The sequence below is a fragment of the Streptomyces sp. NPDC029956 genome (assembly GCF_055574655.1).
Map to the genome: position 1 here is coordinate 139,773 of NZ_JBVHZJ010000010.1, position 11,853 is coordinate 151,625.

The window sequence follows — 11,853 nt, forward strand, 5'->3', positions numbered from 1 at the left end:
GGCGTACATGTACGGACCTGGCCGTGACAAATGTACCGGGAGGCATTCCTGACATACCGTCAGGTGACGGCTGCCGGGAGGGTTCCCAACTCCTCCCGGCTGGGCTATACATGGGGACCACCGACCTAGAACGCGTTCTAGAACGGCCGCGTACGGGACGGTCCCCGCACGGCCTCGGTGCGGCCGACGGTGCGGACGGCCGCATCGAGGTCTCCACCGCCACGAGGAGCAGCAGCCCGATGCCCATCGACCCCGCCAAGGCCGTCGCCGCCGAACCCCGCAGCGCCGAGATCTCCTGGGACCACAAGGACGTCCAGCTCTACCACCTGGGACTCGGCGCCGGCTCGTTTCAAGGCAAGCACAGCCCGGCGACCGACCCCGACGAGCTCCGCTACACCCTCGAATCCAGGCTCCACGTCCTGCCCAGCTTCGCGACCGTCGCGGGCGCCGGCATGGGCGTCGTCGGCGGGCTCTCCGCCCCCGGCATCGACATCGATCTGTCCGCCGTCCTGCACGGCGGACAGACGGTCACCCTCCACCGCCCCGTCCCCGTCGCCGGCCGCGCCGTCTCCACCTCCCGCGTCGCCGCCGTGTACGACAAGGGCAAGGCCGCCGTCCTCGTCCTGCGCTCCGAGGCCTCCGACGCCGACGGCCCGCTCTGGACCAGCGACGCCCAGATCTTCGTCCGCGGCGAGGGCGGCTGGGGCGGCGACCGCGGCCCCTCCGAGCGCCTCGCGCTCCCCGACCGCGCGCCCGACAGGACCGTCGAGCGAGCCGTACGCGAGGAGCAGGCGCTCCTCTACCGGCTCTCCGGCGACTGGAACCCGCTCCACGCCGACCCCGAGTTCGCGAAGCTCGCCGGCTTCGAGCGGCCCATCCTGCACGGACTCTGCACGTACGGCATGACCCTCAAGGCCGTCGTGGACGCGGTGCTCGGCGGCGACGTCACCCGGGTCCGCTCGTACCGCACCCGATTCGCCGGGATCGTCTTCCCCGGCGAGACCCTGCGCATCCGGATGTGGGCCGACGAGGGCCGCGTCCAGGTGACCGTGACGGCGGTGGAGCGCGACGACGCACCCGTGCTCGCCGACACCCTCGTCGAACACTCGTAGATCCATCCCGGCACTCGTAGAGCCCTACCGGAGGGAGCCGCACCATGCGCGCAGCCGTACTGCACGAGATCGGCCAGGACAAGCTCGAAGTCGTCGACGACGTCGAGGCGGTGGGCTTCGGCCCCGGCAAGGTGAAGATCCGGGTCCGGGCCACCGGCCTCTGCCACTCCGACGTGTCCGCGATGAGCGGCGTCCTCCCGCAGCCCGCCCCCTTCATCCCCGGCCACGAGGGCGCGGGCGAGATCCTCGACGTCGCCGACGGCGTCACCGGACTCACCCCGGGCCAGCGGGTACTGCTCTGCTGGCTGCCCGCCTGCGGCAGCTGTCCCGCCTGCAAGCGCGGCCAGACCCAGCTCTGCCTCGCCGGGTTCATGAACGCCGGCACACCCAACTTCAAGCGCCCCGGCGGAGACGTCTTCGGCTTCGCCGGCACCGGCACCTTCACCGAGGAGGTCGTCGTCGACGCGGGCTGCGCCGTCCCGATCCCCGACGACGTGCCCTTCGACATCGCCGCCCTCATCGGCTGCGGCGTCACCACCGGCCTCGGCGCCGCCATCAACACCGCCAAGGTGGAGGCCGGTTCGTCGGTCGCGGTCATCGGCTGCGGAGGCGTCGGCATCTCCGCGATCCAGGGCGCCAAGCTCCAGGGCGCCGCCCAGATCGTCGCCGTCGACCCCGTCGAGTCGCGCCGCGAGGCCGCGCTGCGCTTCGGCGCCACCGAGGCGGTCGCCCCGGACGCGCTCGCCGACGCCAAGCAGCGGATCACCGCGGGCGAGGGCTTCGACTACGTCTTCGAGGTCGTCGGCAAGTCCGCCACCGCCCGCACCGCGTACGAGAACACCCGGCGCGGCGGCACCCTCTGCGTCGTCGGCGCGGGTGCCATGGACGACAACCTCCAGCTCAACATGTTCGAGCTGTTCTTCGACGAGAAGCGGATCCTGCCCTCCATGTACGGCGGCGGCGACGTCCTCCGCTCCTACGAGCGGGCCATCGCGCTCTGGCGGGCCGGCCGCATCGACCTGGAGTCGCTCATCACCCACCGCGTCCCGCTCGCGGGCATCAACGAGGCCCTGGAGCAGATGCGGACGGGTGCCGCCCTCCGCACCTGCATCGAGATCTGATCCGTACCCGCATCGAGATCTGAGAGGACCGCGACACATGGCACTCCCTCTTGAGGGGCTGAGCGCGATCGTCACCGGCGCCGGCCGGGGGCTCGGTCGCGCCGAGGCCCTGGAACTGGCCCGGCTCGGCGCCGCCGTCGTCGTCAACGACTACGGGCAGCCGGGGCGCGACGGCTCGGGCGCGGCCTCCGCCGCACCCGCCGAGGAGGTCGCCGCAGAGATCCGCGCGACGGGCGGCAGGGCGGTCGCACACCTCGGCGACATCGCCGACTTCGAGACGGCACGGGCCCTGATCGACCTGGCCGTGGCCGAGTTCGGCAAGCTGGACGTCCTCGTCAACAACGCGGGCATCCTGCGCGACCGGATGGTCTTCTCGATGAGCGAGGAGGAGTGGGACTCGGTCATCCGGGTCCACCTCAAGGGGCACTTCAACACCACGCACTTCGCGGCGGTGCACTGGAGGACCCGGGCGAAGGCGGGGGAGACCGGCGTGTACGGCCGGATCGTCAACACCTCCTCCGAGGCCTTCCTCGCCGGCTCGGCGGGCCAGCCGAACTACGCGGCCGCCAAGGGCGGCATCGTGGGCCTCACGACGTCGACGGCGCTCGCGCTCGCCCGGTACGGGGTGACGGCGAACGCCATCTGCCCCCGGGCACGCACCCGGATGACGGAGGACGTCTTCGCCGGCTTCGCCGAGCCGACGGCCGAGGGCGACCTCGACCCGCTGTCCCCGGAGCACGTGGCGCCGCTCGTCGGCTACCTCGCCTCCCCGTCGGCGGCCGGGGTCAACGGCCAACTGCTCGTCGTGCACGGCGGGATGGTCGCGATCGTGGACCGGCCGCGGGTGGCCGCCAAGTTCGACACGGCCAAGGATGCGTTCACGTACGAGGAACTGGACGGCCTCCTGACCCCGCACTACGCGTCCCGCCCGGCGGGCGAGACCTTCGCGGCGGCGGAGGTCCTCGGCCTGAAGAAGGGCTGAGGCCGGGGGTGACCACCGGCCCGGGGTGCGGCCCGGCCGGGGGACGGTGGGGAAGACGAAGGGCCCCGGGTCGCCCCGGGGCCCTTCGCTCACTCTGATACCTCTTGTGACCTGGTACTTCTCGTCACTGCGAGACGGGCTCGCGGCGGTGTCGGCCGTGCGGGGAGGACGCGGAGTCCTCCGTCGGCGCGGCGTCCCCGCGGTGCTTGCCGGAGCCGTTCGGCTCCTGCCCGTTCGTGCTGTTCTCCGACATGGTCGAAATCACCCCGTTGACATCGGTCGTGCTGTGCAGCCCGAGAGTCTAGCCAGCGGGTTTCCCGTCCGTGAGGGGAGCCTGCTGCAACGGCACGGGACGGCACACCCGAGGCTCCTCGACAGCCGCGTCGGGCCCCGCCGAAGCCCCCGACGGGGCCGCGACGACCGCCTCGGGCTCCGGCTCCGGCGGCGCCTCCACGTCCGCGAGTCCGCAGGGCGCCCCGGCCGTCGCGTACGGCAGCCGGAGCACGCCCCCGGCCGTCCACAGGCCAGCCCCGGCCAGCCACCCCACGGGTGCGGCCAGTTGGCCCATCCGGCGGGCCATGGGCTGCCACGTGCCCACCCAACTGCCCGCCGCCGCGTCGATCCGCAGCGCGACCGCACAGGTCTCGGGCATCAGGACCTGCCCCGGCTGGACGGCGAACGGTGTCACCGCCGCGTCGTCGAGCCGCAGACACTCCGGGAAGCGCACCGGCAGCAGACTGCCGAGCACCCCCCAGCCCAGCCGGTCGTGCCCCGGCGACGGCGCGTCGGAACGGATCAGGAGCAGCCCGCTGTCCGGGTCCGCGAGCAGCAGCCGGTCGTTGCTGTCCTCGGTGATCTGCAGCAGCGGCGTCACCTCCCCGCCCCGCTCCAGGTCGACGGCGACCGCCTTCACCGGCCCGCCGTCGAGCCGCCGGTCGAGCGCGAGTATCCGGCCCGTACGGTCGAGCCACACCCCGCCCGCGCACCGGCCCTTGACCTCCGCCACCCGCTCGGGGCCGAAGGCCCCGCCCGCGACCAGCCACAGCGTGGTCGTGTCGGGGCCGACGCACAGGGCGTACGCGCAGATGCCGTCCGGAGAGGGCGGCAGCAGCACCAGGTGCTCGGAACCCGGGGCCTCCACGGCGCCGAGCCGGAGCTCCCCGGTGGCCGGGCCCGTGGGGTAGAGCAGCGAGAACGTGTTCCGCCGCCCGTCCACGCGGCGGGCGACCAGGACCCGGCCGTCGGCCAGGGGGAGCAGCTGGGTGCCGGGCTCCTCCGGCTGGTCGAGGGGGAGCGGGACGGCGTACGGCTCCGGGCCGTCGAGCGTCCACCTCTCCGCGTACAGGGCGTCCCCGACGCCCGCGAGCCTGGCCGCGTACGCGCCGTTCGCCGTGATCGTGAGACCCGTAGTGAACTCCGTCGGCCGGACGCTGCGGCCGGGGTACTCCCCGTCGCGACCGTCGTCCTCGGCCGTGGTCTCGATGGCACACGCTGTCATCGACTCGTCACCTCCGGCCACGAAGCTAGTTTTCGCACTTCCAGCCGAACAACACGAGCAGGGTCACTTCACACATAAGGGTGGCTGTGCGGCGGTTCTGCTGAGGGGTGGGGGGCGCGTGTGCTGGAGTTGCCCGTGATGAGTAAGGTAAGGCGAACCTAAACGGAAGCTGTGACTCCGGCCGGCGTGCTCCGGACGGAACCCGCGGCTCCGGCCGATCACCCGGACGGAGCCCCCCCCCACGACTCCGGAACGGTCGCGCCCGTCTCCCCGCCAGGACACGTACAGGAGCCTTCTCATGTCCCTCCGCCGCCGCGGCACCGCCGCCGTCGTCGCCCTCGCCGCCGCACTCTCGCTCGCGGCCTGCGGAGGAGGCGACGGAGGATCCGACGCCTCCGCGAAGGAGGACACGAGCAAGAAGAAGGACGTCGCCACCGGCGGCAAGGACTTCGGCGACGCCGCCGCGAAGACCGCGGCCATGGGCACGGACGCCAAGGCCGGCCAGTTCCCGCGCACCCTGACGCACGCCCTCGGCACGACCGAGCTGCCGGCCGCCCCGAAGCGCGTCGTCGTCCTCGACGTCGGCGAGTTCGACAACGTCGTCTCCCTCGGCATCAAGCCCGTCGGCTACGCCCCCGCCGAAGGCGACGACGGCATCCCGGCCTACCTCGCCAAGGACGCCGGCACCCCGAAGTCCGTCGGCACGATCAACAACCTCAACCTGGAGGCCATCGCCAACCTCCAGCCCGACCTGATCCTCGGCAGCCAGCTGCGTGCCGCGGACAAGTACGACGAGCTGTCGAAGATCGCGCCGACCGTGTTCTCCATCCGCCCGGGCTTCACCTGGAAGGAGAACTACCTCCTCAACGCCGCCGCGCTCGACCGGACCGCCGAGGCCAGGGAGAAGCTCGCCGCGTACGAGACGAAGGCCGAGAAGCTCGGCACGGAGATCGGCCCGAACAAGCCGACCGTCTCGATGGTCCGCTACCTCCCCGGCAAGATCCGCCTCTACGCCAAGGCGTCCTTCATCGGCACCATCCTCGAGGACACCGGCCTGCCGCGGCCCGAGAACCAGCAGATCGACGAGCTCGCGGCCGAGATCAGCCCGGAGAAGATCGACGAGGCCGACGGCGACTGGATCTTCACCGGCGTCTACGGCGAGGCCAAGGCCACCAAGAAGGACACCGCCCAGTCCAACCCGCTCTGGAAGAACCTCAAGGCCGTCAAGGCCGGCCAGGCCGAGGACGTCCCGGACGAGACCTGGTACCTGGGCCTCGGCGTGACGGCCGCGAACCAGGTCCTCGACGACCTGCGCGGCTACCTCGTCAAGTAACCCGGCCACCTCGTCGGGCCGACGGTGAACGAGCGGCCCCCCTTGCGCCGGGGGGCCGCCCGCCGTCTGCACCGCAGCGAGGCCGGGGGGCCGTCTGCCGTCTGTCACCACGACGACGCCGGGGCCCGCCCGCCGTCCGTACCGCAACGGCGCCGGTACCAGCCGTGAAGGCGAGCCAGGTAGCCTTTCCTCGTGCCCCGCCTGTCTGAAGTCATCGCCGCGCTCGACGCCCTCTGGCCACCAGAGCGGGCCGAGTCGTGGGACGCCGTCGGCACCGTGTGCGGTGACCCCGACGCCGAGGTCACCCGTGTGCTCTTCGCCGTCGACCCGGTGCAGGAGATCGCCGACGAGGCGATCGCCGTCGGCGCCGACCTGATCGTCACCCACCACCCGCTCTATCTGCGCGGTACGACGACCGTGGCGGCCGGTCACTTCAAGGGCCGCGTCGTGCACCGCCTCATCAAGCACGACATCGCCCTCCACGTCGCGCACACCAACGCCGACACCGCCGACCCCGGCGTCTCCGACGCCCTCGCCGGCGCGCTCGACCTCCGCGTCACCGGCCCCCTCGTGCCCGAGAACAACCTCGGCCGGATCTGCGAGCTCGACCACCCCGAGACCCTCGCCGAGTTCGCCGCCCGCGCGGCGAAGCGGCTGCCCGCCACCGCGCAGGGCATCCGGGTCGCGGGCGACCCCGGCATGACCGTGCGCCGCGTCGCCGTCAGCGGCGGCTCCGGAGACAGCCTCTTCGACGCCGTACGAGCCGCCGGAGTGGACGCCTTCCTCACCGCGGACCTGCGCCACCACCCCGTCTCCGAGGCGACCCAGCACTCGCCTCTGGGCCTGGTCGACGCCGCCCACTGGGCGACCGAATGGCCCTGGTGCGAGCAGGCCGCCGCCCAGCTCGACGAGATTTCCGACCGTCACGGCTGGGACCTCCGCGTCCACGTCTCGAAGACGGTCACCGACCCCTGGTCCTCCCACCACACCTCCCCTGGAGCCCCCAACTGAACGCCGCGCCCGCCGACCAGATCCGCCTCCTCGACGTCCAGGCCCTCGACGTCCGCCTCCAGCAGCTCGCGCACAAGCGCCGGTCGCTTCCCGAGCACGCAGAGATCGAGTCGCTGAACAAGGACCTCACCCAGCTGCGTGACCTGCTCGTCGCCGCGCAGACCGAGGAGAGCGACTGCGGCCGTGAGCAGACCAAGGCCGAGCAGGACGTCGACCAGGTCCGCCAGCGGGCCGCCCGCGACCAGCAGCGCCTCGACTCGGGCGCCGTGTCCTCCCCGAAGGACCTGGAGAACCTCCAGCGCGAGATCGTCTCGCTCGCCAAGCGCCAGGGCGACCTGGAGGAGATCGTCCTCGAGGTCATGGAGCGCCGCGAGTCCGTGCAGGAGCGCCTCGCCGAGCTGACCGAGCGGGTCTCCGCCGTCCAGGCCAAGACGGACGACGCGACCGCCCGCCGTGACGCCGCCGAGGGCGAGCTCGCCTCCGAGGAGGCGTCCGTGGAGAAGGAGCGCGAGCTCGTCGCGGGCACCGTCCCGGCGGACCTCCTGAAGCTGTACGAGAAGCTCCGCGTCCAGCAGGGCGGCGTCGGCGCGGCCCGGCTGTACCAGCGCAAGTGCGAGGGCTGCCACATCGAGCTCAACATCACCGAGGTCAACGACGTCCGTGCCGCCGCCAAGGACGAGGTCCTGCGCTGCGAGAACTGCCGCCGGATCCTCGTCCGCACGGCGGAGTCCGGCCTGTAATGACGTCGTCGTCCTCACGTGAGGTGATCGTCGAGGCGGACGGCGGTTCCCGGGGCAACCCGGGGCCCGCCGGGTACGGCGCCGTGGTCCTGGACCCGGTGACGGGCGAGACGCTCGCGGAGGCGGCCGAGTACATCGGCGTGGCGACCAACAACGTCGCCGAGTACAAGGGCCTGGTGGCGGGTCTGAAGGCGGCGCGGTCGCTGTTCCCCGACGCCACCGTCCACGTCCGGATGGACTCCAAGCTGGTCGTCGAGCAGATGTCCGGCCGCTGGAAGATCAAGCACCCGGACATGAAGCCGCTCGCGGCCGAGGCGGGCCGGGTCTTCCCGGCGGGCCGGGTCCGCTACGAGTGGATCCCGCGCGAGCGCAACAAGCACGCGGACCGGCTCGCGAACGAGGCGATGGACGCGGGCAAGCGCGGCCGCCAGTGGGAGCCGTCCGACTCGACGGCCGCCCTGGACACCGCGGCCGCCCGCAACGCCGCGACCCTCCCCCCGGCACCGTCGGGCCCGCCCGGCGACGCGACGGCGGGCGCGGCGCGCGCCCGCGCCGCGCTGGCGACGGGTGCGGGCACGGCCGGTGACCCAGGCCCCGGCCGTACGGGCACGGGCTCGGGCGCCTGGCCCGGCACCGTCGCGCACCCGACGGCCCGGGACGACGGTCTGTTCGCCGCCGAGGAGGCCCTCGCGGCCCCGGCCTCGGGAGACTTCGAGGCACAGGCGGGCACCCTGGCCCCGACCGGCCACGCCGCGCGCACGCGCACGCCGGAGCCCCACACGGCGCCCGCGGGGACACCCATCGAGACCACCGCGACCACCGCGACCACCGGGCCCGAGACCACCGGGCCGGAGGACGCGGGGAGCGCCGTCGCGCCCGCACCGGCCGCCGCCCCCTCCGCACCCGGTCAAGGCTGGTCCGCAGGGCCCGACATGAGCGCGCCCGCCACCTTCGTGCTCCTCCGACACGGCGAGACCGCGCTCACCCCGGAGAAGCGGTTCTCCGGCAGCGGAGGGACCGATCCCGAGCTCTCGGCGGCCGGCCTCCGGCAGGCCGAGGCCGTCGCGGAGGCGCTCGCCGCCCGCGGGACCATCCAGGAGATCGTCAGCTCGCCGCTCACCCGCTGCCGCCAGACCGCCGCCGCCGTCGCGGGCCGCCTCGGGCTCGACGTCCGCGTCGAGCAGGGGCTGCGCGAGACCGACTTCGGCGCCTGGGAGGGGCTGACGTTCGGCGAGGTGCGGGACCGGTACCCCGAGGACCTCGACGCCTGGCTCGCCTCGCCGAAGGCCGCGCCCACCGGCGGGGGCGAGAGCTTCGCGACCGTGGCCCGTCGCGTCGCCGCGACCCGGGACCGGCTGACCGCCGCCTACGCCGGCCGGACCGTTCTCCTGGTCACCCACGTCACGCCCATCAAGACCCTGATCCGGCTCGCGCTCGGCGCCCCACCGGAGTCGCTGTTCCGGATGGAGCTGTCGGCCGCCTCGATCTCGGCGGTCGCCTACTACGCCGACGGCAACGCGTCCGTACGACTCCTCAACGACACCTCCCACCTCCGGTAGACGGAAGGCAGGACGGCGCAAAGGGTGGCGCGGGTCCCCCGCCCCGTACCACCATCCCGTACATGACCTGGTACTTCACCGAAGACACCGCCGCCTTCCGTGCCGCCGCCGGCGCACACCTCGCAGCCGAGCCCGCGCGGAACACCGCCGTGCTGACCCTGATGGACCGGGCTGACCGGCTCGGCTGGTGGGCCGAACCCGACGGCCGGGTCACGGGGGTCCTCGCGGTCTCCCCGTCCGGGGCCCTCGACCTCGGCGCGACGACGGAGGCGGCGGCCCTCGCGCTCGCCTTCCGGGCGGGGGAGGAGCCGACGGAGGTCCGTGGCGAGACGGCCGCGGTGGAGGCGTACGCGAAGGCCTCCGGCCGCCCCTGGGCGCCCGCCGTCCGGATGCGGCTCTTCCGGCTGGGCGAGCCGATCCCGCCGGACCCGGCCCCGGCCGGTCGGCACCGGACGGCCACCGAGACCGACGTCCCGCTCGTCGCGGCCTGGACGAGGGAGTTCGCGACGGCCATCGGGGACGAGCCCGCCGAGGACTACACCGGCTTCGTCACCGAGCGGATCTCCGAGGGCCGTCTCGTCCTCTGGGAGGCCCCGGACGGCCGCGCGGTCTCGATGGCCGCCGTCTCCCGCACGATCGAGGGCCAGGCCCGCGTCCATCTCGTCTACACCCCGCCCGCCGAGCGCGGCAACGGATACGCGGCGGGCGCCACTGAGGCCGTCAGCCGGGTCGCGGCCGGCCGCGGAACCACCCAGGTCCTGCTCTTCACGGACCTCGCCAACCCCACCAGCAATGCCCTCTACCAGCGGCTCGGCTACCGCCCCGTGACCGACCACCTGGGTGTGGAGTTCACCGGGACCGCGCGCTGACGGCACCCCGCAGCGCAGCCGCCTCGCGCGCCAGCGTCTCCACCCGCGCCCAGTCGCGGGCCGCGAGGGCGTCGGGCGGCAGCATCCACGTACCGCCGACGCAGCCGACGTTCGGGAGGGAGAGGTAGGCGGGGGCGGAGGCGAGCGAGACACCGCCCGTCGGGCAGAACCGGGCCCGGGGGAGCGGGCCCGCAAGGGACTTCAGATACGGGACGCCGCCCGCCGCCTCGGCCGGGAAGAACTTCATGTCCTCCACGCCCTGTTCGAGCAGGGTGACGACCTCCGAGGTCGTCGACACACCGGGGAGGAAGGGCAGTCCGGAGTCGCGCATCGCGCCGAGCAGCCGCTCCGTCCACCCGGGGCTGACCAGGAAGCGTGCCCCGGCGCCGACCGCGTCCGCGACCCCGGCCGTCGAGACGACCGTCCCCGCGCCGACGACCGCGCCCGGCACCTCCGCCGCGATCGCGCGGACGGCGTCGAGCGCGGCCGGGGTGCGCAGGGTGACCTCGACGAGCGGCAGCCCGCCGGCCACCAGGGCGCGGGCCAGCGGCACGGCGTCGGCGGCGTCCTCGATCACGACCACCGGGACGACCGGTACGGGAGAGGCTTCCGGGGCAAGGTCGAACACGCTCGTCATGAGCCTCATCCTGCCCACGACGAGCGTCACACGCAACGAGCGTTGCGCAGGGTGCAACAGGCCCGGTGGGGTCAGTGGATCTCGTCCACCAGCACGTCGAGCGCCCCCGGCTTCCCGCCCTCCTCCACCACGTACCGCAGATCCCGCAGCGCCACCACCAGCTCCTCCGGCGAGCGCGGAACCGCCCCCGCCTCCAGCAGACTCCGGACGATCCGGCCCTTCGTCGCCTTGTTGAAGTGGCTCACCACCTTCCGGGTCGGCGCGTGCAGCACCCGCACCGTCGCCGTCCGCGCCGCCACCTCGCCCTTCGGCTTCCACGCCGACGCGTACGCCGACGAGCGCAGGTCCAGGACGAGCCCGTCCCCGGCCGCCTCCGGCAGCACGGAGGCCATCGCGCCCCGCCAGTGCCCGCCCAGCGCCCCGAGCCCCGGCAGCCGGACCCCCATCGAACAGCGGTACGACGGGATCCGGTCCGTCACCCGCACCGCGCCCCACAGCCCCGAGAAGACCAGCAGGGACTTCCCCGCCCGCCGCCCGGCCGCCGCGTCCAGCGTCGCCAGACCCAGCGCGTCGTACAGCACACCCGTGTAGATCTCCCCGGCCGGCCGGGCGCCCGCCGTCCGCAGCTCCACGTTCTTCGCGACCTCGCCGCGCAGGCCCTCGCTCAGGCCCAGCACCTCGCGCGCCTTCTCCTCGTCGGCCGCGCACAGCTCGACCAGCTCGTCCAGGACCGCCGCCCGCGCCTCCGCGAGCCCCGGCAGGGACAGCGACTCCGGCTTGAGCGGCGCCCCGCGCCCCGAGGAGGCCTTGCCCTCGGAGGGCGGCAACAGCACGAGCACGGTGGTTCTCCTTCGTCCGTACGGGGATGGGGGTGCGGCCCCGGAAACCCAGCGTACGAGGTAAGACGCCCCGTCCCGTACGGACGGAGGCGGCGTACCCCGTACGGAGACGCCGCCGACTCCCCTCCGCACGAGGTGCCGCACCCCTTCCC

At 73.6% G+C, this 11,853-nt stretch carries 12 protein-coding genes; 8 read left to right on the forward strand and 4 right to left on the reverse strand.

All coding sequences use genetic code 11. The features are described 5' to 3' along the window. Window positions 1–239 precede the first annotated feature (239 nt). Genes ACZ4XX_RS10975 through ACZ4XX_RS10985 form a run of 3 tightly spaced genes read left to right on the forward strand, consistent with a single transcriptional unit; the run spans window position 240 to window position 3,215 of the window. Complete coding sequence (locus ACZ4XX_RS10975; RefSeq protein WP_468507621.1) at window positions 240–1,112, forward strand: MaoC/PaaZ C-terminal domain-containing protein; 873 nt, start codon at window positions 240–242, stop codon at window positions 1,110–1,112. Window positions 1,113–1,156: 44 nt separating this feature from the next. Continuing rightward, the gene (locus tag ACZ4XX_RS10980) at window positions 1,157–2,233 is read left to right on the forward strand and encodes a Zn-dependent alcohol dehydrogenase (protein WP_468507622.1); all 1,077 of its coding nucleotides are present in this window, start codon (window positions 1,157–1,159) and stop codon (window positions 2,231–2,233) included. Between the two features lie 37 nt (window positions 2,234–2,270). After that, window positions 2,271–3,215: a 3-oxoacyl-ACP reductase gene (locus ACZ4XX_RS10985; protein ID WP_468507623.1), complete on the forward strand. Its 945-nt coding sequence runs from the start codon at window positions 2,271–2,273 to the stop codon at window positions 3,213–3,215. A gap of 124 nt (window positions 3,216–3,339) precedes the next feature. Here the strand turns inward: ACZ4XX_RS10985 and ACZ4XX_RS10990 are convergent, their stop codons facing one another. Further along, on the reverse strand, window positions 3,340–3,468 hold the full coding sequence (locus ACZ4XX_RS10990; protein ID WP_383582624.1) for a hypothetical protein: 129 nt from the start codon (window positions 3,466–3,468) through the stop codon (window positions 3,340–3,342). 48 nt (window positions 3,469–3,516) lie between these two features. After that, a complete protein-coding gene (locus tag ACZ4XX_RS10995) occupies window positions 3,517–4,713 on the reverse strand; it encodes a hypothetical protein (RefSeq protein WP_468507624.1) in 1,197 nt (398 codons plus the stop codon). A gap of 298 nt (window positions 4,714–5,011) precedes the next feature. Here ACZ4XX_RS10995 and ACZ4XX_RS11000 point away from each other — a divergent pair, with 298 nt between their 5' ends. The 5 genes from ACZ4XX_RS11000 to ACZ4XX_RS11020 all read left to right on the forward strand — a co-directional run bounded on the left by ACZ4XX_RS11000 (window position 5,012) and on the right by ACZ4XX_RS11020 (window position 10,225). Then, on the forward strand, window positions 5,012–6,046 hold the full coding sequence (locus tag ACZ4XX_RS11000) for an ABC transporter substrate-binding protein (protein WP_468507625.1): 1,035 nt from the start codon (window positions 5,012–5,014) through the stop codon (window positions 6,044–6,046). A gap of 192 nt (window positions 6,047–6,238) precedes the next feature. Next, the gene (locus ACZ4XX_RS11005) at window positions 6,239–7,057 is read left to right on the forward strand and encodes a Nif3-like dinuclear metal center hexameric protein (RefSeq protein WP_468507626.1); all 819 of its coding nucleotides are present in this window, start codon (window positions 6,239–6,241) and stop codon (window positions 7,055–7,057) included. Continuing rightward, window positions 7,054–7,797, forward strand: coding sequence for a zinc ribbon domain-containing protein (locus ACZ4XX_RS11010; RefSeq protein ID WP_468507681.1), 744 nt, complete (start codon window positions 7,054–7,056; stop codon window positions 7,795–7,797). The genes ACZ4XX_RS11005 and ACZ4XX_RS11010 overlap by 4 nt, the downstream gene beginning before the upstream one ends. Next, a complete protein-coding gene (locus tag ACZ4XX_RS11015) occupies window positions 7,797–9,356 on the forward strand; it encodes a bifunctional RNase H/acid phosphatase (RefSeq protein ID WP_468507627.1) in 1,560 nt (519 codons plus the stop codon). The genes ACZ4XX_RS11010 and ACZ4XX_RS11015 overlap by 1 nt, the downstream gene beginning before the upstream one ends. 62 nt (window positions 9,357–9,418) lie before the next feature. Further along, window positions 9,419–10,225 (forward strand): GNAT family N-acetyltransferase, encoded by an 807-nt coding sequence (locus ACZ4XX_RS11020; RefSeq protein WP_468507628.1) that lies wholly within the window; start codon window positions 9,419–9,421, stop codon window positions 10,223–10,225. On the opposite strand, the gene eda is transcribed toward ACZ4XX_RS11020, so the two are convergent. Beyond that, window positions 10,206–10,862, reverse strand: a complete 657-nt coding sequence (eda, locus tag ACZ4XX_RS11025) for a bifunctional 4-hydroxy-2-oxoglutarate aldolase/2-dehydro-3-deoxy-phosphogluconate aldolase (protein WP_468507629.1) — start codon at window positions 10,860–10,862, stop codon at window positions 10,206–10,208. The two genes, ACZ4XX_RS11020 and eda, sit on opposite strands and share 20 nt — an antisense overlap. Window positions 10,863–10,933: 71 nt before the next feature. Next, window positions 10,934–11,701, reverse strand: a complete 768-nt coding sequence (yaaA, locus tag ACZ4XX_RS11030; RefSeq protein ID WP_468507630.1) for a peroxide stress protein YaaA — start codon at window positions 11,699–11,701, stop codon at window positions 10,934–10,936. Window positions 11,702–11,853 lie beyond the last annotated feature (152 nt).

What these genes read in the sequence shown, in the direction of transcription:
- ACZ4XX_RS10990 (WP_383582624.1), bottom strand. Translation starts at nt 3,468, where the DNA reads ATGTCGGAGAACAGCACGAACGGGCAGGAGCCGAACGGCTCCGGCAAG.
- ACZ4XX_RS11020 (WP_468507628.1), top strand. Translation starts at nt 9,419, where the DNA reads ATGACCTGGTACTTCACCGAAGACACCGCCGCCTTCCGTGCCGCCGCC.
- ACZ4XX_RS11000 (WP_468507625.1), top strand. Translation starts at nt 5,012, where the DNA reads ATGTCCCTCCGCCGCCGCGGCACCGCCGCCGTCGTCGCCCTCGCCGCC.
- ACZ4XX_RS10980 (WP_468507622.1), top strand. Translation starts at nt 1,157, where the DNA reads ATGCGCGCAGCCGTACTGCACGAGATCGGCCAGGACAAGCTCGAAGTC.
- ACZ4XX_RS10995 (WP_468507624.1), bottom strand. Translation starts at nt 4,713, where the DNA reads ATGACAGCGTGTGCCATCGAGACCACGGCCGAGGACGACGGTCGCGAC.
- ACZ4XX_RS11015 (WP_468507627.1), top strand. Translation starts at nt 7,797, where the DNA reads ATGACGTCGTCGTCCTCACGTGAGGTGATCGTCGAGGCGGACGGCGGT.
- ACZ4XX_RS10985 (WP_468507623.1), top strand. Translation starts at nt 2,271, where the DNA reads ATGGCACTCCCTCTTGAGGGGCTGAGCGCGATCGTCACCGGCGCCGGC.
- eda (WP_468507629.1), bottom strand. Translation starts at nt 10,862, where the DNA reads ATGACGAGCGTGTTCGACCTTGCCCCGGAAGCCTCTCCCGTACCGGTC.
- ACZ4XX_RS10975 (WP_468507621.1), top strand. Translation starts at nt 240, where the DNA reads ATGCCCATCGACCCCGCCAAGGCCGTCGCCGCCGAACCCCGCAGCGCC.